The sequence below is a fragment of the Alteromonas sp. ABM1_013 genome, assembly GCF_056160505.1.
The window spans coordinates 253858-273486 of sequence record NZ_JBSWXH010000006.1 but is presented as its reverse complement, the minus strand read 5'-3'; the positions used below and the strand labels follow the sequence as shown (position 1 = coordinate 273486).

General features: G+C 45.2%; 13 protein-coding genes. 7 read left to right on the top strand and 6 right to left on the bottom strand.

All coding sequences use genetic code 11. The annotated features are described in order from the left end of the window. Positions 1-35 precede the first annotated feature (35 nt). From trmB to arcA, 5 genes are all read left to right on the top strand, one after another. Positions 36-755: a tRNA (guanosine(46)-N7)-methyltransferase TrmB gene (gene trmB / locus ACXAGK_RS18380; protein WP_474802689.1), complete on the top strand. Its 720-nt coding sequence runs from the start codon at positions 36-38 to the stop codon at positions 753-755. Then, positions 755-1837, top strand: coding sequence for a methyltransferase (locus tag ACXAGK_RS18375; RefSeq protein WP_474857348.1), 1083 nt, complete (start codon positions 755-757; stop codon positions 1835-1837). The genes trmB and ACXAGK_RS18375 overlap by 1 nt, the downstream gene beginning before the upstream one ends. Before the next feature lie 146 nt (positions 1838-1983). Beyond that, positions 1984-3408 (top strand): glycogen synthase GlgA, encoded by a 1425-nt coding sequence (glgA, locus tag ACXAGK_RS18370; protein ID WP_474857347.1) that lies wholly within the window; start codon positions 1984-1986, stop codon positions 3406-3408. A gap of 219 nt (positions 3409-3627) precedes the next feature. Next, positions 3628-5274 (top strand): sensor histidine kinase, encoded by a 1647-nt coding sequence (locus tag ACXAGK_RS18365; protein ID WP_474857346.1) that lies wholly within the window; start codon positions 3628-3630, stop codon positions 5272-5274. A gap of 154 nt (positions 5275-5428) precedes the next feature. After that, positions 5429-6136: a two-component system response regulator ArcA gene (arcA, locus tag ACXAGK_RS18360; protein ID WP_014996957.1), complete on the top strand. Its 708-nt coding sequence runs from the start codon at positions 5429-5431 to the stop codon at positions 6134-6136. A 78-nt stretch (positions 6137-6214) separates the two neighbouring features. Here arcA and ACXAGK_RS18355 read toward each other — a convergent pair whose 3' ends face one another. Then, positions 6215-9325, bottom strand: coding sequence for a beta-galactosidase (locus ACXAGK_RS18355; protein ID WP_474857345.1), 3111 nt, complete (start codon positions 9323-9325; stop codon positions 6215-6217). Between the two features lie 104 nt (positions 9326-9429). Between ACXAGK_RS18355 and ACXAGK_RS18350 the strand changes: the two genes are divergently transcribed. Beyond that, positions 9430-10284, top strand: coding sequence for an AraC family transcriptional regulator (locus ACXAGK_RS18350; RefSeq protein WP_474828396.1), 855 nt, complete (start codon positions 9430-9432; stop codon positions 10282-10284). Here ACXAGK_RS18350 and pmbA read toward each other — a convergent pair. Next, positions 10281-11612 (bottom strand): metalloprotease PmbA, encoded by a 1332-nt coding sequence (gene pmbA / locus ACXAGK_RS18345; protein WP_474857344.1) that lies wholly within the window; start codon positions 11610-11612, stop codon positions 10281-10283. The genes ACXAGK_RS18350 and pmbA overlap by 4 nt on opposite strands. A 72-nt stretch (positions 11613-11684) precedes the next feature. On the opposite strand from pmbA, the gene yjgA reads away from it, so the two are divergent. Then, entirely contained in the window at positions 11685-12242 is a 558-nt protein-coding gene (gene yjgA / locus ACXAGK_RS18340) for a ribosome biogenesis factor YjgA (RefSeq protein WP_334058562.1), read from the top strand. A gap of 133 nt (positions 12243-12375) precedes the next feature. On the opposite strand, the gene ACXAGK_RS18335 is transcribed toward yjgA, so the two are convergent. The 4 genes from ACXAGK_RS18335 to ACXAGK_RS18320 form a co-directional block, all read right to left on the bottom strand. After that, positions 12376-13293, bottom strand: coding sequence for an acyl-CoA thioester hydrolase/BAAT C-terminal domain-containing protein (locus ACXAGK_RS18335; protein ID WP_474857343.1), 918 nt, complete (start codon positions 13291-13293; stop codon positions 12376-12378). Between the two features lie 73 nt (positions 13294-13366). Continuing rightward, a complete protein-coding gene (tldD, locus tag ACXAGK_RS18330; protein WP_474857342.1) occupies positions 13367-14809 on the bottom strand; it encodes a metalloprotease TldD in 1443 nt (480 codons plus the stop codon). Next, positions 14802-15620: a carbon-nitrogen hydrolase family protein gene (locus ACXAGK_RS18325; protein ID WP_474857341.1), complete on the bottom strand. Its 819-nt coding sequence runs from the start codon at positions 15618-15620 to the stop codon at positions 14802-14804. The genes tldD and ACXAGK_RS18325 overlap by 8 nt, the downstream gene beginning before the upstream one ends. Beyond that, positions 15613-19614 (bottom strand): YhdP family protein, encoded by a 4002-nt coding sequence (locus tag ACXAGK_RS18320; protein WP_474857340.1) that lies wholly within the window; start codon positions 19612-19614, stop codon positions 15613-15615. Before ACXAGK_RS18320 ends, ACXAGK_RS18325 begins: the two co-directional genes overlap by 8 nt. Positions 19615-19629 lie beyond the last annotated feature (15 nt).

The following is a 19629-nucleotide window of genomic DNA, read 5'->3' as shown; positions in this document are numbered from 1 at the left end:
CGCCACCAGAAAATTGGGTTAGAAAGGCATTGCAAATGAGGCAATTCAAAAGTCAGGCGGAAGCAGAAGCCGCTGGAGTATATGTAAGCAAGGTAAAAAGCTTCGTTAAACGCGAAGGCAGACTTACAAAAGCACAAGAAAAAGCACTGGCGGATTACTGGCCAACTAAAGGCATAGACTACGTTGACGCGCCCTTGTCGTTGTCAGAGTTGTTTGGCCGAGACGCAGATGTGGTTGTGGAAATTGGCTTTGGTATGGGCAAATCATTGGTTGAAATGGCCGCGAATGCTCCTGAAAAAGACTTCATAGGCATTGAGGTTCACCGCCCTGGTGTTGGCGCATGCTTAGCCGATGCTAGTGAGCAAGGCGTTGAGAACTTGCGTGTAATGGAACATGACGCCGTTGAAGTGCTTAAGAATATGATCCCAGATGGTTCATTGTCTCGCCTGCAGTTGTTTTTCCCAGACCCGTGGCACAAAAAGCGTCACCACAAGCGCCGTATTGTACAGCCTGAATTTGTTGAATTAGTTCGTACTAAGTTGGCTATTGGCGGTTGCTTTCATATGGCGACCGACTGGGAACAGTATGCTGAGCATATGTTAGAGGTCATGACCCAGGCTGAGGGCTACACTAATACCGCAACCGATGGCGACTACGTGCCCCGTCCGGACTACCGTCCGATCACCAAGTTTGAAACTCGCGGTCAAAAACTAGGCCACGGCGTGTGGGATCTAATTTTCGAGCGTACTAAGTAATGATTCTATCTCCTCAAAGCCAGCTGTTAGAACGAAATATTGCGCTTTTTGATGAAGGCCAGTGGGCGTTTATTAACCCTACTGACGCGTATTTTTTGGACGGTCTTAAATCGCAAGAAGTCACTGTTCTTCACCAGTATTTCGACATTTTTTCGGAGTGCGTACGCGTCATACCCTCTGTATCGTTTGATAGCAGAGACATTACGCGCACAGGCTTTGAGGTGACGCAAAAGGTTGGCAATCATACCCATATTTTTGCGCCTTTCTTGGCTTTAGAAAAATCCCATACTGACGTGATGATTTTTTTACCTAAAGCAAAAACCCATTTTCAAATGTTACTGCGAATGGCCGCAAGTATGGTTGGCCAACATGGCCGTATCCATGTGGTCGGTGAAAACAAAGGCGGTATTAAAAGTGCTGCTAAGTTAATGCAGCAATATGGCCCCACGCAAAAAGTTGATTCGGCGCGTCACTGCAGCCTAATTACCGTTATAGTTGAAGAGCCCCACCTTGCCTTTGAGCCCGATGCTTGGCTTGATATGAATACCTACCAAGTTGAAGGTACTGCTTGGGAAGTTGCCTCTATGCCTGGTGTTTTTAGTTATAAAGAACTGGATGCGGGAACAGAGTTACTGCTTGAAAAGCTTTCGACGTCACTGAGCGGTGAGGTATTAGATTTCGCGTGTGGTGCTGGCGTTGTTGGTAGCTACATTATGCTGAAATATCCGCATTTGAAGTTGCACCTTACCGATGTGAGCGCCCTTGCGGTGTATTGTAGTGCTTTGACTCTGGCTGAAAACGGATTATCAGCAACCTTATATGCTGCGGATGGTTTGCATGGGTTTTCCCAAAAAGTACAGCATATTGTCACCAACCCACCGTTTCACACCGGCATTAAAACCGACTACACCATTACGAAGCGATTTATCTCAGATGCAAAGGCAACCTTAAGCCGTGGTGGCAGTATGCAAATGGTGGCAAACCGATTCTTACCCTACCCTGGTTTGCTCGCTGAGCACTTCCAAACGGTTTATACCACAGCACAAACATCACAATTTTCTGTTTATCAGGCAGCTTTGTAATTAAAAAAGCCATTAGCTTGTGCTAACTTAGCTTTTCTACCTGTTGCTTATGCCATTGTGGGTACTTCACAGTGGCACTCAGCGCTTTTCGTACACTTAACTTAAGCATTATGAGTGCACTATATGTACGCTCTGGGAGATTAACTGTGAATATTGTATTTGCTATTTCAGAAGTTGAAGAGTTGGTCAAAACTGGCGGACTTGCTGACGTTGGCAAAGCGCTCCCTCTCGCACTACATAGTATGGGCGAAAGCATCACGATAATAATGCCTTATTACCAAGTACTGGCAGAGCAATTGAACCTCCCCACGGTAGCCGAGCAACAAACCCTGTTCACCGAAGGGCAAGTGTACCATTTCGATATTCGCTATATGCAATGGCACGACATTCCAATTTACTTTGTAGACGCACCTGACTATTTTATGCGTGAAGGGCTATACGCTAATGCCTTTGAAGCTTATGAAGATAATGGCGAGCGCTTTAGTTTATTCAGCGGCGCCGTTCTTCAAACGCTAAAAGCGATTGATAACAAGCCGGATATTATTCACTGCCATGATTGGCACACGGCTATGCTTCCGTTTTTACTTACCCACGACAAATCAGGGTATTTCGACAGCACCAAAACAATATTCACTATTCATAACGCCGCTTTCCAAGGCGTGCACAAACTAGAAACTATCCCGTTTCTTCGGCATCACCCGAACATATTGGCGCAAGTACACGGCGGGTACATCAACATGCTGCAAAGCGGTATTGAGTTTGCCTCGAAAGTGACGACAGTAAGCCCTAACTATGCAAGTGAGCTGCTTACCGACTTAGGCAGTCACGGACTGCATGAACGCCTTGTAAAACGTCAAGCCGACTTAAGCGGTATCTTGAACGGATGTGATTACACCCAGTGGAACCCCGAAACAGATACATTTCTGCCAGAGCACTACAGTGCAGATAACCTTCATCCAAAAACGGCCTGTAAGCAGGTATTACAGGAAAAGTCAGCACTACCTGAGAATAGCAATGTTCCGCTTATTGGAATGGTATGCCGCCTTACAGAACAAAAAGGTTTTGGGTATATACTGCCCATTTTAGACGACCTAATTAAGCATAATATTCAAATGGTCATTGTAGGCACTGGCGATCCAAAGGTATGTATGGACCTTGGTGAGTTTGCCCAACAGCACCCTGACAAATTTGCCTTTATCAACGGGTTTAGTTCAGAGCATGCTCATTTAGTAGAGGCTGGCGCCGACTTTTTCCTTATGCCTTCACAATTTGAACCATGTGGGTTAAATCAAATGTACAGCCTGGCCTACGGTACTATCCCTATTGTGCGTTCAGTAGGAGGGCTTAAAGACACGGTCATTGACTATAGCAACGATAGTGAAGGTACAGGTTTTGTGTTTGATGAACCTACGCCGCATGCTTTGTTAGCTTGTATTCGACGTGCTCTGCTGGCTTTCTATGAAGATACGGGTAAGTTCAGAGCAATGCAGCAACGGGGTATGCGAACCCGCTTTACTTGGGAAACATCCGCCAAACATTATCAGCAGCTGTATTTATCGGCGACTAACTAGTCGCCACTGTAGTTGTATTCCTGTCGTTTTACCCCCTTATTGGAACACTGACTTTACTATAAGCTGTGGCGATATCAGCGTATAAAAAACGTAGCTAAAATAGGTTATAGCTCTATAACCTTCTACATTAATTATTGTTTATAAGCGCCTTTCTTTTTGCCTACTTTTGCGCCACTATTAAAAAACGGATGACGTGGATGGACAGTACACAAGGCAGGTATGACGGATAAGGCAGTAAAGCTTTCTATAAAAAGCCTCTTTCTTTGGGTGGTAATGTCTATTATTACCTTCTCAATTGCAGTGTTGTCGGGCCTTGCTGTTTATACGCAAATAAAAACTTATCGCCATGAGCTTGAATCTAACGCAATGATGCTTGCTAAGTTGGTTGCTAGAAGCTCATCTATCTACCTTTATGATGAAACCCCTGAACGTATAGAAGTTGCGTTAAGTAACCTTACAGCTGCAGAGCATGTACTCAATGCTCACGTGTACAAAGCTCAAAACGGCATATCGCAGCCAGAAATTTTTGCTTCATACAATAAAGAGGGGCAGCTTTTATTAGGTGGCAAGGAAAACCAGTTAGCTTCCATGGTTATGAATCCAATACTAGCTGATAATGGGCATTACCTTGAACTGAGTGCAAAAGTGTTCGACCCAGAGACCAACATCCAGTTAGGGTGGGTATATTTAAGGGTTTCCTCAGACAACTTCAACCAACTGGTAGGAAAGTCAATTTGGCTAAATTTAGCAGTAGCTTTAGTGCTGTTGGCCATAAGCTTTTACTCTGCACTCAGAATGCAGCGCTTTGTAACCGGCCCGGTGGAAAGTATAGCCAATTTTTTACAACGCACGTCGCGACAGCGTGACTATTCAGCTCGCGCTACTGGCTCAAGCATTAAAGAGCTCGACATTCTAGCTGACGCGGTGAACGTATTGCTGCTGCGCATGCAAGAATACATGCAAAAACAAAGACAGGCAGAGGAGCAGCACAGAAAACTTAATGCCAGTCTTGAAGATATGGTCAGCCACCGAACAACAGCACTTAAAGACGCAAACCAAGAGCTTATTCAAACATTAGAAAAGCTGCATCAATTTCAGCGGCAAATCGTGCAGAATGAAAAAATGGCGTCCCTCGGTGATATGGTTGCCGGTGTCGCCCATGAAGTTAATACACCAATAGGTTTAGGCGTAACTGCATCAACCATGATGTTAGACAGGTTGGCTGTTATTCAGAAAGACTTTGAAAATAAAACGCTAAAAGCCAGTGCAATGAAGCGCTTCTTGGAAGAAAGTAACGAAAACCTCAATATTATTTACCGTAACTTGAACAGAGCTGCAGAGCTTATCAGTAGTTTTAAGCAGGTTGCCGTCGATCAAACCTCAGAATCTAGTAGAAGTTTTTGCGTTGTACAGCTAGTTAATGAGATACTGTTGTCATTGCAGCCTCGACTCAAAAAATTAAAACACAACATCAACGTAAATTGCGACCCTACCCTTAGCGTTGAAACGAAGGCTGGCCCAATAAATCAAATTTTGATTAATTTAATAATGAATTCGGTTATCCATGGGTTTGAATCTATGGATAAAGGCACCATTGATATTCGTGCCGAGTTGGTTAGCAGTGATAAGCTCAAACTAGTTTATACCGATAACGGAAAAGGCATTTCCCCAGAAATCCGCAAACGGATTTTTGACCCCTTCGTTACCACCAAACGTGGGCAAGGCGGTTCAGGATTAGGAATGCACTTAGTGTACAACTTAGTAACGCAAGCCCTTAACGGTTCAATATCGATTACCAGCGAGGAGGGCAATGGGGTAGAATTTGTCATTATCTTCCCTGTTGTTAATGCGAAAACATCAGAATAGTTGTATAAAGTATGAACTTTTCTTGATTTTTATTGGCTAACCCCAATACCTTAACAATAAGAATATTCACAAGTTACTTGCAATCAAGTACATGAATATTAAAATTTAACCAGTTAGTTGCTTAAATCGTATTTTAGAAAGAGTGTAAAACACCATGCAGACGCCAAATGTGTTAATTGTTGAAGATGAGGTGGTAACCCGTACCACGCTTAAGAGTCTATTTGAAGCGGAAGGGTATAATGTATTTGAAGCCGAAAATGGTGATCAAATGCATGATTTCTTCGAGAATCACGCTATCAATTTGGTTATCATGGATATCAACCTTCCAGGCAAAAACGGCCTGATTTTAGCCCGTGAAGTACGTGACCGTAAAAACGTTGGTCTTATCTTCCTAACAGGCCGTGACAACGACGTTGACCGCATTCTAGGTCTTGAAATTGGCGCAGATGATTATCTGACTAAGCCGTTCAACCCTCGTGAATTAACTATCCGCGCGCGCAACTTACTGTCTCGTACAACAAACTCTTCAGAAGATGACGATTTACCAAGCCGTGTAAGCTTTAACGGTTGGACTCTTGACGGTGACAGCCGTTCATTGATTTCTCCTAACGGTAAAGAATTCCGTCTACCTCGTAGTGAATTCCGTGCGCTTCACCTTTTCCTAAGCAACCCAGGTAAAATCCTTACCCGTGAACAGCTAATTATGGAAATGACAGGTCGCGAGCTTCGTCCAAATGACCGTACGGTTGACGTTACTATTCGTCGTATTCGTAAGCACTTCGAGTCAGATCCAACAGATGAAGAGTTGATTGTAACTATTCACGGCGAAGGTTACCGTTTCTGCGGTCAGGTTGACGGCTAAACCGCTGCCTGAACGGATAATAAGTTAATATAAAAGCCGCTACCATGTAGCGGCTTTTTTGTGCGTAATGGTATCTGACTAGCTAGCAGTAGCGCTAAAGCAAACCGAGTAGCAGTAATACTTTTCTTCTAATAAAAATACTTTGTGTGTACTTGGGCTCCACGAGTCATCGCCGCCCACGCCCATATGTGCATGGTCAATATAAACAAACACACAATCTTGAGGTGTTAAATCACAGGTGTGCTTTGCCTTATCCAACTGTGCTTGCCCATATTCACTTACACTGAAGTGGAACTGCCCGCTAGCAGCTAATTCGCCGATGGCCAGCTTTTTACAGTGACTGCGCAAGCCATTATCGGTTGGGAACACATAGCGTGTTTGCATAGCGTTAATAGGTAAGGTGTAGTGGCCATAGCGCGCCGCCGCTTTTCTGTCAGGGTAGTTCTCAAACGGCCCAAGCCCATGCCAAGTCACCGGCGTACACTCTTCGGCTACTGGCACTGCCATTTGCATACCAATGCGCGGCATTGGTGGTAAGCCATCGTCTAACAACACGTCTACATCGACTGAAAGCTCGGCTTGTACATCTAGGGTATAAACCCACTTAGTTGAAGCCATTAGCTTTTGACCATAGTGATATTCAAATAACGACGTTATACGCACGTCTTGCGCGCCCTGCTCGACGTTAATACCCGTACAAGTGCGTGACCATTCTCCTATACCAGCACGACGCCAGCGAGACTCCCATGCGTTCGGGTCGGGGTTATCGACTTCACTTACCCCAATGTCGTTATCTAGCGGCGCTCGAAAGAAGTTATCTTCTAACGGCGCACTAAGTATTTCCTCCGCGCCTTGAAGCCACGAGGTTAACAGCCCACTTTCACTGTTGAAGCTAAATACGTTGTTTTGGACTTTTACCAGTAGCACTCCATCTTGGGCCTCGATAACTAGTTCACTTTTGTCGTCTTGTTCATTGAAAGAAAACGGGACCATACCGCACATATTGGTTAGTGCTAACTGCGCAGTGTCCATAACATGCCCTGCACCAGCCCACGCGCAGTCATTAGCTGTTACAACGTCAATATTTAAATGATACTCAGCCCCTGCTTTAAACGTAATTTCGGGGGTTAGGGTTAGCATTTGTGCTTGTTGCGGACCTATATTGATTTCGAGCTCGCCCTTTGCATTAGCAATGGGTTTTCCATCTTCAAGTACTTGCCAACACAACAACTCATTGTCTGTGCGTCTAAACAGGTAATCGCTGCTTACTGTAAGCTCAAACTTGTTGTCTTTTTCAACCAGCGAAAAGCTTAAGTGCTGCTGGCAATATTTGGCTTCAAACAAATGGGGGTGAGGCGTTCTGTCTGGGAACAGCAATCCGTTAATACAGAACTGCCTGTCGTTATCGGTATCACCGAAGTCGCCACCGTAAGCCCAGTAAGCTTCACCACTGTCGGTGTACTTAGTTAACCCTTGGTCAACCCAGTCCCAGATAAAGCCGCCCTGAAGACGTGGATAGTCTTTAAATGCCTTCCAATATTCATCAAAGCTTCCCAAACTGTTACCCATAGCGTGGGCGTACTCACATAAAATAACGGGCCGGTTTTCACCGGGCATCGACAGCCATTTTTTGATAGCCCATTTAGGTACAGCGTCGTCTTCCACATCCGTATCTACCCGCGCATACATAGGCGCGATAATATCGGTAGCCGTAGTGTCGGCACCACCACCTTCATATTGCACAGGTCTTGATGGGTCAAATGACTTCGCCCAGCCATACATAGCGTCGTGAGTAGGCCCATGTCCACATTCGTTACCTAATGACCAAATGATGATACAAGGGTGGTTTTTGTCCCGTTCAACCATTTGGGTGAAGCGGGCCATGTAAGCGCCTGCCCAAAGCGGGTCGCGAGACAACCTACCCATGGGAAACATGCCGTGGGTTTCGATATTCGCTTCATCGACCACATAGAGCCCATATTCATCGCAAAGCTCATACCAGCGAGGGTGGTTGGGGTAATGTGCAGTACGTACAGCATTGAAGTTGTTTTGCTTTAATAGCTTAATGTCTTCAAGCATGTCATCTTCGTTGATGGCATGGCCTTTTTCCTGATGATGCTCATGTCGGTTTACGCCGCGAATAAGCACAGCTTTACCATTAACCAATAGCTGGCCATTTCTCATTTCAATATTTCGAAAACCAATATTGTAGGCTTCACGGTCTACCGTGTTTCCGCTCTCATCAATAAGGGATACAACAATACAGTACAAGTTTGGTGTTTCTGCGGTCCAGTGTTTGGGCTCTTTCACATCTAATGTTTGGAAAACCACATCATCCCAACCGCCCTTTTCATCAATACGCTTATTGTTAGTACCGGTAATAACTTGCTCGGTGACAGCGTCATCGCCATCAAAAAGCTGGATACCCACTTTAAAGGTAGATGGCGCATTGATGGCTGTACGAACTGAAACCGTAGCGTCGCGGTAACACGCATCAAGCTTTGGTGTAACGAACACATCTTGAAGGTGATTCTGAGGCTTAGTGACCAAATTAACGTCGCGAAAGATGCCGCTGAGCCACCACATATCTTGGTCTTCTAAATAGCTGCCGTCAGACCATCTGATCACCATAACAGCCAAGCGGTTTTCACCCTCTACTAAGAGGCGGGATAAATCGAATTCAGCAGGCAAGCGACTGTCTTGAGAATAACCTACATACTCGCCGTTACACCAAAGGTGAAAAGCGCTATTCACGCCTTCAAACACAATATGATTGCGCTGCTTTAGTTCATCCTTGGTAACGTTGAACGTAGTACGATAGCAACCCGTTGGGTTATCGCTAGGTACTACAGGAGGATTTACTGCAAACGGATATTTAACGTTGCAATAAATAGGTTTGTCGTAGCCCTGTAGCTGCCAGTTGGACGGCACGATAATAGGCTGCCAATTTTCAGAGTCATCATTACTTAACGTTTTAGAAAGTAGTCTTTCAGGTACACTTTCTGGGGCATCAAACAAACGAAAATCCCATTGACCATTTAAACTGCGCTTCTGCGCATTGGTACTGTGCAGTGCATCTTCTAGCGTTTTGTATCCGCAATGTGGACTGTGGGCACTGATGCGGTTTCTTTGAAACACAACTGGGTTTTGCCAGTCTTTTTGAGCGACTACTTGGGAAACATTAAGCATGTCATATCCTTTACTTTTTCGTTAAGCGAAATATAGCTAACTTTTCACAGATCCTTTATGCTCTAAACTTACATCTATTTATCCAAAACTATCATTTTACATTTATGCAACCTAGCTTCAGAGACATTGTAGATATTGGCCCCAACTGCTTCGAACGCTTTATAGATAGTAGTAACGCGCCAGAAATCAGCAACCTAGGCATTGAACTAGCAGGATGCTCTAACTTATCAGGAAACTATATAGTGGGGCGAGTTTCTCCGCCTAACCATACCTTGTTTTACAGCATAAAGGGGCAAGGAAAGTTTCGCGTTCCATCAGGCGAACTGCAGCTAAATGAAGGGCAGCTTATTATTTTACCTGCTGGACAAAGCTTTGAAGTTTCCATTATCAGCGAGCAGTGGGACATAATTTGGGTAAATTTAGCTAATGTTGAGCGCTGGAAGTCATTTAGAAAAAGCGATGCCCTAGTTGTAGATAACGCCATGCTAGAAGGACTGCATCACGCCATGGAACTTGTGTACTTGGAACGCGACCTTGATAACCGTCGCGCTGCCATGCAGTTTGTTTCTCGTTACCTGTGCCGCATAGCAGATGCTCCATTAGGTAAAAAGCATGCCAGTGACGAAAAGGAGCGGCGCCAAATAAGCCGGGTACATGCGCTGTTTTCAGTGGTTGATAAACAGCTACAGTTTGACTGGGATATGAAAAGCTTAAGTGAAAAGGCCCATTACTCTGCCCCTCACCTTCATAGGTTGTGCTTACAAGTGTTTGGGCGAAGCCCAAAACAGCACGTTATTCATTTGCGGATGGCACGGGCCAAAAGCTTATTGTTAAGCACGCAGTGGCCCGTTTCCTACATTGCAAGCTATGTTGGCTACACAAATGTATTTACTTTCTCAAAACGCTTTAAGAAATCGACAGGTCTCTCTCCTTCAGCGTTTCGAGAAAACGCGAGCTAGCTGCCCGCTATCTTCATTTGGTCGATAAGCACAGAGCCAGTCTGTACACTGCCGCGCACATCTTTTTCAGCACCAATAGCCACAATGCCTTTGAACATATCTTTTAGGTTACCGGCAATGGTTACTTCATGGACGGGGTATTGAATAATGCCATTCTCAACCCAGTAGCCCGCAGCACCGCGCGAGTAATCACCGGTTACACCATTAACGCCCTGCCCCATAAGTTCGGTCACAAATAGTCCTGTGCCCATTTCTTTTAGAAGCTCAGCGTCGCTATGTCCTGTATCGCCTACTAGCCAGTTGTGAATACCACCAGCATGACCGTTAGACCGAGTATTCAGCTTACGCGAAGAGTAAGTAGTATAAAGGTATGTGGCTAATTTACCGCCATCGACTATTGTCATATCTGCACAGGCTACACCTTCGTTGTCGAAGCTAGAGCTTGCTAAGCCGCCTTTAATAAACGGGCGCTCTTCAACGTTAAGCCATTCTGGGAAAACCTGTTTACCAAGGCTATCAAGTAAGAAGCTAGAACGACGATAAAGGCTGCCACCGCTGATAGCACCGACATAATGACCGAACAGGCTTGATGCGATGTCGCGGTGTAAAAGTACAGGTACATTCGCAGTATTAATCTTACGGGCACCTAAGCGGTCTACAGTCGCTTTTGCAGCGTCAATGCCTACAGCACTTGCTGATTGCAGCAAAGAAGCTTTGCGGCTTACCGTGTAGGCATAATCGCGCTGCATATCGTCATCTTGTGCGCCAATCACCATACAGCTTAAAGAATAGCGGCTACTAGGGTAACCTGCGTTTATACCGTGGGTATTGCCATAAACGCGCATACCTAAATTTGCGTTATACGACGCGCCATCTGAATTGGTAATGCGCGTATCGTAATCCATTGCTGCTTTTTCAGCCTCAATGGTAGTTTTGATGGCCTTTTCAGTATCTAACTCTTCGGGGTGATACAGGTCTAAATCTGGGAATTCAGTAGCAATAAGGTCAGCATCGGCCAAACCAGTACAAGGATCTTCACTGGTGTAACGTGCAATATCTACGGCTTTTTCTACCGCTAATGTTAACGCTGCTTTGCTTAAATCAGCAGTAGACGCGCTGCCTTTTCGCTTGCCTACGTATACGCTTATACCTAAGCCACCGTCGTTGGTAAATTCAACGTTTTCAACTTCTTGCATACGTGAAGATACGGCAATGCCCTGCACTTTCGACATGCTGGCTTCAGCTTGCGTTGCGCCTTTTGAAACGGCTAATTTTAGTACATCATCTACGACATTTTGAATGTCGGCTAACTGCTGCTCAATTTGCATAGTAAGTTTCGCTGTCTTAATTCGACTGTGATAGTTACAATTTAGCTAAAGTGTAACACTAATGAGTTTGAAATGAGTGATCAGAAATACAATTCTCCTGAAGATCCTTACTTCGAAGATGCGCAAGCAGATGAGTTCGAAGAGGAAGAGTTTGTCAGTAAAACTGAGCTAAAGCGTCAAGCAAAAGAGCTTCACAAGCTAGGCGAAACCTTAGTTAACTTAACCGATGCAAACATTGCCACTATTCCTATGGATGAAGAGCTAGCCGATGCGGTTGCTATTGCCCGTAAAGTTAACAAGAAAAAAGATGGTTATCGACGCCAGCTTCAGTTTATTGGTAAAGCTCTGCGTAATCGCGATACTGCCGACATAGAAGAAGCGCTAGCAAAACTTACGCATCAACACCAAGCAGCAAACGCGGCTTTTCATGCGCTGGAGAAAGCCAGAGAAGCGGTAATTGAACAGGGCGACCCAGCTATTCAGAAGTTGATTGAAGCGCACCCTGAGCTTGACCGCCAGAAGCTGCGTCAATTCCACCGCCAAATTAAGAAAGAGCGTGAAAAGAATGCGCCACCCAAAGCGTTCAGAGAGTTGTTTCAGTATTTAAAAGACGTTATTCACGAAGATTAACAAAGGTGCTTCTACACCAAATTAATACGGCTTCTCAGCATGGGGAGCCTGCTTTTTCGTAAACATTGGAAACGACAAGCAGGAAGTATAAGCAGCTATTTACTTATTCCTGATTTAAGTTGTTTTTTACACTTTAATTGCCATCTTCTTGTCGGCAGCTAGCTTTGAAGTGTTTGTCTAAAAAAGTAATAGCGTGACCGTGATAGTCGTTTTGAGGCACAAAATGGTCACCGCCCGGTGCCATAATATGCTCGTAAGGATAAGCAAAGTTGTTTTCTTCAAGTCGCTTTATGACTTTCTCTGACATTTCTGCAGATGGCCAAACATGATCGTTTTCACCAGAGACTAGTAATACTGGCCCCTTTATAAACTCGGCGCGAATTACTGCGTTAACTATGTCCTTCCCCCCTTCTTCAAGCGCAATTTTGTATGCTTCGCGAAAATCTCCGGTAAGCATGCTAGGGATAGCGCTATTTGGTATTTGAACAAAAGGGATGTCACGTCCATTGTGTTGAAACGAAGCGGTAGACGCTCCTGTCTTGAAAGAGGGGCTTGCAAAAGAAACATGGCTACCTGCAAACGCAACAGCACCGTTGATGCCGGGATACATTGACGCTAGTAGCAAAGCCAACTCTGCCCCTTTAGAGCCTCCCATTACTGCTACACACTGAGATTTAATAAAGGGCAATTGCTGAGCTTCTAATACTTTTTCGTAAATTGCGTCTAGTGATACACGATCAAGTTCTTCAGGTAAGCCTGGCATCTGAAAATACCCTACCGCGAGAACGGCATACCCTGCATCTAAATATTGATTTCTTTCAGATAAATTAGAAGCCTTCGACATACTATTGCCACCTTCGCTGCCTCCAAAATAAACAAGTAGGGGGCGGGTTTGTGACTCATCTGTAAAAAGCTCTGTGTCTACACTGCCATAGTTTACAATAGGTTTTGTGCTATCAAAGGAAAGCTGAATAAAGAGAGCATATCCTACAACAGAGAGCACTAGTAGCAGTGCTGTGAAACTAAGCCATTTTAATAGGCGGATAATCATCGATAATTCCTTTTATCTAGACCGAAAAACTGTAGTGGCTTACGATTATGTAAGCCACTGAAATAGCGAGTTGTTAAGCCGTACCACCCACTGTTAGCTCGTCAATTTTAAGCGTAGGTTGGCCTACACCTACTGGTACGCTTTGACCGTCTTTACCGCACACACCCACGCCTTTATCTAGCGCAGTGTCGTTACCGATCATTGAGATTTTTTGCATAACCTCAGGGCCGTTACCAATTAAGGTTGCCCCTTTCACTGGTGCAGTAATTTTACCGTTTTCGATAAGGTAGGCTTCAGCGCTAGAGAAAACGAATTTACCAGAGGTAATATCTACCTGACCGCCAGCGAAGTTCGGCGCATAAATCCCTTTATCAATAGAGGCGATAATTTCTTTCGGATCGTGCTCACCTTCCAGCATGTAAGTATTGGTCATACGAGGCATAGGCAAGTGAGCGTAAGATTCACGACGCCCATTTCCAGTAGGTGCAACGCCCATTAGCTTGGCGTTGTGTTTATCCTGCATGTAGCCCTTTAAAATACCGTCTTCAATTAGCACGTTATGTGCGGTCGGCGTGCCTTCGTCATCAACCGATAACGAACCGCGACGGTCGCTTAATGTACCGTCATCAACAACCGTTACACCTTTGGCGGCTACGCGCTCGCCAATGCGACCGCTGAAGGTTGATGCACCTTTACGGTTAAAGTCACCTTCAAGACCGTGACCTACAGCTTCGTGAAGCAAAACACCAGGCCAACCGTTACCTAACACCACAGGCATAGCGCCTGCAGGTGAGGCTACTGCCTGCATGTTAACCCGCGCCATGTGAAGTGCATCATCGGCGAGTTGCTCATAATAGGGTTTGCCATCTTCATCTTGCTTAAAGAATGAGTAAGCGTATCGCCCGCCAGCCCCCGCTGAACCGCGCTCGCGTCTATCACCTTGTTCTAGCAATACTGAGCAATTTAAGCGCACTAGCGGACGAATATCTGTGGCCAACGTACCGTCGCTACCAGCAACTAAAATTTCTTCATATACGCCGCTTAAACTTACTACCACCTGATTGGCAGACGGCTCTTGCTTACGGATATAAGCATCTACTGCTTTAAGCAATGAAATTTTCTCGGCATCTTGCATCGCAAGAATAGGATTATTTTCGGCATAGCGTGCTTCAACGCTCTTGTGCGCTAAGCCCGCAACTTGTTGGGTGCCGCCACTTGGCGCAATACCACGGGCCGCTTTGCACGCTTTAGTTAACGCTTCTTCGCTTATTTCATCAGAATAAGCAAAGCCCGTTTTTTCACCGCTAATAGCACGCACGCCTACGCCGCGCTCAATGTTATAGCTGCCTTCTTTGATAATACCGTCTTCCAAAACCCAACTTTCGTGTTGGCTCGACTGAAAATACAAATCGGCATAGTCGGTGTCGTGGCGATGAATGGTCGCTAGCGCGCTCTCTAGCTTTGTAATATCTAGGCCTGAGTCAGATAATAAATGACGCTCAACAGATTTAGACAAAATGACTCCTGAATCGGTTATGTTCGGCAACCGGCATATTCTGTTTAATGGTTTCTCTTGCTGCAATATCTACGTTTGCCGATACCAGCCCTGTTTCAGAGACTTGTTCGGCAAGGGTTTCGCCCCAAGGCGACAGGATAATACTATGCCCATAGGTTTCGCGACCGTTAGCATGAACGCCACTTTGATTTGGCGCTACCACAAAGCACTGTTTTTCAATGGCTCTGGCTTGCAACAACGCATGCCAATGGGCCTCTCCAGTACGCTGGGTAAAGGCCGCAGGCAACACCAAAATATCGATATCGCCCATTGCAGTAAATAACCCTGGAAAACGTACATCATAGCACACCGCAAGCCCAATGTTGCCTATTGGCGTTTGAACAGTGACGACTTCGCTTCCCGCTTCAGTGGTAGCCGACTCTTTGTAGCTGCCAGTGTTATCGTTTACCGATACGTCGAACATATGAATTTTACGATAGTCAGCCAAAAGTTCGCCGCTTGGCCCAAATAACATGCATGCAGCAGAAAACTTATCGGGGTTTTCCGTTTTAACCGGAAATGTTCCTGACACTATGTAGCATTGGTGCTGCTTAGCAAGTGAGGATAAACGGCGCTGTATTGCACCATCACCTTTTACTTCAGCGACGTCGAGTTGACCTTTGTCTTTGCCACCAAAGCAGGCGAAGCACTCTGGCAACACCACTAAACTGTCCTTTTCAATATTGGCCGCCGCCATTTCGCTTGCAACTGTATCGAGATTCTCTTCTACATTTGGCGTAGAAGTCATTTGTAGTGCTACTAAATTAACCATCGATCACCTCCATTTTCAGCCTGCGTACGTCATCATCCGTTAATGGCCTGTCTTGCGGATTCTCTGGAACAGGCACATTTTGGGCAGGTAAGCTAATGTCTTTACTGTTACGTTCAACTTCATCGAACTTAGGTTCTTTTATGGTACCCGTTACGCGATAGTTCACATTTGAAATAACTTTCGCAGAGGTTAACACTTGGTCAATGGCAAGGGCAGCTAATGCAGTGGGCGGCGTTGCTAAGAAATACACAAGAAACGGAAGGTTCCCAGTTACATTGGGCGCGAACGACACGTTGTAATTTAATCCACCCGTATTCAAGTCGGTGAAGCCGGTAATTTCTATTTCCCCAGCGCCGCCGTCAATTTCAGTATCGTCAGTATACGCTTTACCGTTAACAATGCTTAAGGTGCCGCCCATGTCGTCGTAGAAAAAGCCTTTGGCAAAAACGTCACGAAAATCTAGGCTTAGCTTTCGTACTAACGAGTTTAAGCTGAACAAGGTAAATATTCGCGACCCCTTGTCACTCAACTCCGTAAGATAACCATCAGACAGTGACCACTCTACGTTGCCGTTAAGCTGTTCAAACCCAAAGTCCATTGGTGCATTTGGCCAGTTAATGTCGAACTGCACGTTTGCACTAGAATCTTTAATACCCGATTCAACGCCATACTCTTTTAGCATTTGCCCCACATCTGGAGACGTTAAGGTACCGTTTAACGCGCTTTTAACCTCGCCGCCTACATGCTTCCAATAGCCCGTAGCGGTTACGTTGCTTTCATCAGATTTCACTAAAAGCTGGCGAATGGCTAGACCGTCATCTTCTTTCGCAACGTCTAACGTTACTTCACCTAAATCAATACCATGCACGCCACAAGACTGACAATAAAAATAAATGGGCGGCAGCGTGTTGGGGTCGATATTATAAGGAGACTCATCTTCGTTGCTTGCAACAGAGTTAGTAGTGGCTACCGCGGCGTCATTATTGTTATCTGCTGTCGCTGATACCTCAGGCTCAATAGGTTTATCTAACGATAAGTAGTCGGCATTTACTTCAATGCCTTGCTCATCTAAATCGCTGTTGATGCGAATGGTCGCTCTAGCCTGGGGAGAGGCTAGGTCTAAAATCCAATCCTTATTGCGCTCGGTGGCATTCAATTCTGCCTTTTTAATGCTATGGCCAGCGAAATTAAGCATGTCGGCTTTAGCAAATATACGCGACGGTGTGCCGAACAAATTTGTGCGCTTGGCTTCAGGAGCTTCTGAATCGATAGATGGTTGAGCATTAGTTTGCGTATAGGTGTTACCCGCATCTTTCCCTTTACCAGAAAGCAACATATCGATTGTGGTAAACCACTCTTGTACATCGGCTTGAGCTAAATTTGCACTGATACTAAAACCTGTTCCAATATTGGCAATATCGCTTTCACCCAAGGCCAAGTGCGCCCGCGAGAACTGCATTTCTTTGTGGGGAAGCACACCGTCAAAGCGGATATTACTGCCAAGCGTAGCTTTGACGTTCGATGCTTTGCCATCGCCAGTACTGATTATCTGTAGAGGTAAGCTAGTACCGGCTGCAGTATCAAAAGGAGCAGGTAATATACTTTGTGTTGCCGTTAAATCTGCCGAGAGATTTGCAGAGTATTTAAACCCGCTATTAGAAAGCGTTAAATCTACTTTGGTGTTCCAATCACTTTCACCATCGATGTACGTGGTAAGATCCGTGTTTACATAGTTAGCCAGCGGGTGTACATGCCAACGCCCACCTAATTCTACATGGAGATCGTAGGTGTCGCTCTGCCTGCCAGACAGCGACAAATTTACCGGCTGCTGAAGAAATTGCGCGGTAAGAGCCCCTGCATCTATATCTCCATTAGTAAATGACACATCACCCGACGCTTTATCAAACAGCATGTTAGTTTTTGTGATATAGACAGGGTTGTCAGATAAATGCGCGGTACCCGATGCCACCACATCCTTGCCTTTAAAAGGTATATCTAACTTAATGTCAGCAGACAGCGGCCCACTAATTTGCACATCATCATTTAATACCTTACCTAGCGAATTTTTAAGGGATGAGTCCATCATTAGCGCTGTAAGCGCCTCGCCAGAGCCTGTACCGGTGGCATAGATATTCAAGCGAGCACCAGGTTTAAAGCTAGGTATAGCAGCCGACATATTGCTTATTTTCACATCAGCAAGGGTTGCACTTGGGCTTTCCATCACTAAGGCATTGTTCACAAAAAACAAAGATAAATCTAAGTCATTGAGCGCAGGCCAGTTAGGCGCAAAAAGAAAATCTCCCTGCTTAATATCAACATAAGCTTGGAAGATGCCGGTATTGTCTTGAAAGGGGAAGTCACTTGTACGGCCATGCCATAGCACACGAGCATTTGTAATTTGCCCTTCTCCAGTGAACGCGCGAGTGAGGTATTTGTCGGTATTAGCTCCCATTAGGGAAGTCGGAAACAGGCTACTCACTTCATTTAAAGCCAGCGGGCTCACATCGACATACAGTGACATTAACCCCGTGGCCGTATTCAGTTTAAACTGCGGGTGCAAATTAACAGCATCACTATCTAGTAGCATGTCGCTACCTTTTACTATCCATTGCTTTGCTGCTTGGCCTGCTTGCTCTGGATAAATATAAAAACGCGATTTGAACTGGTTTATATGAATGTCTTTTTTTATGACACCATCAGCGCTTAACACGCTATCCTGACTTTCTAAGTAAACGGCGCCATTATTTTTATACCAAAACAGTTCGGCGTTGAGGGAAGAAAGGCCTGGCACCTTGTCTGTTTTATCCCACTGCACATCTAGCACTTTAGCGGCCAAAGACGGTTGGCCATTGTGCAGTTGTATTTGCAACGTGGCTAACTCGCCTTTTGGATTTAGCCCACGTATTTCCTCTTCACTGGTATCATCCATAAAAAGAGGTAATAACAGTAAAAACGGGTTAATTTGCAGGGGCTTCATGGTGTTTATTAGCACATCACCGTTTGCACTAATGCTACCAATAAGATCTGTGGTTAGAGTTTCATTACTTGAGGCAAGCACAAGCTGGTCAACTCTCACATTCCACCCGCCTTGTTTACTTCCATTGTTAGGCAACGCCTGTAAGCTACCACCGCTGATGCCGGTTACGGTTTTCGCACGGCCACTTCCCCACTCTAAAAGGCTTTCACTTAGTTCGGCTTGTATACTCGTAATTTCACTTTGAGAAAAGTTCGTCCATACCTCAAAGTTTGCACGACTTTGGGCTAACGGGCGCTTAGTTTTTATTAGGTCGCTTACCCAAGGAGAAATATCAAGTTCTTCGGCTTTGGCGTAGAACACGCCCTCAAACTCTTCTCGCGTACCCGTTATATCAATAATGAAAGACGCAGAGTTAGCAGCTAAATCTGCAACTTTCAGTTGTCCTAACCCTTGGTGCCTCTCTTTATGGTTGTTCCAGGATAAGCTCTCTATATCGAAAGAATTGGTTTCGTTGAGGTGGGTCACGGAAACCACACCGTCTTCTAGCGAAAAGCTTTGCAGTTGTTCTAGGAAAAGTCGCTCAAGGGCTTTAACCACGGGAAAATTATTTTTACCGTCACCGGACAGGCGATCGGCATCAATATCGAGTTTTAAACCCCGCAGTTCAAAGCGATTGGATGAAATAAGCTGATGGCGTAGCGATTCCCAAAAATCTAGCTCAACGTAGATTTGTCTGATGTCCAATGCCACAGGAGATGCATCGCTTTTAGCCAGCGACACGGAATTGAGCACAATGCTGGGGCCGCTGCGCTGCCAAACTGCATGCACACTTTTAATGGATAGATTTACACCATACTGCTCATTTATATAATTTTCCAACAAATGTTTGTTGTGCTCAATATGCGGCAGAGCATAGCGTGCAGCGCTCAAAACAAGCGCGAAAAGTACAAGCAATACGGCAATTAGCAGCCAAAACTTCTTGAGTAGATAAGCGGCTACCGACGAAAAATTTGTCACATTTTGCCTTCGTAT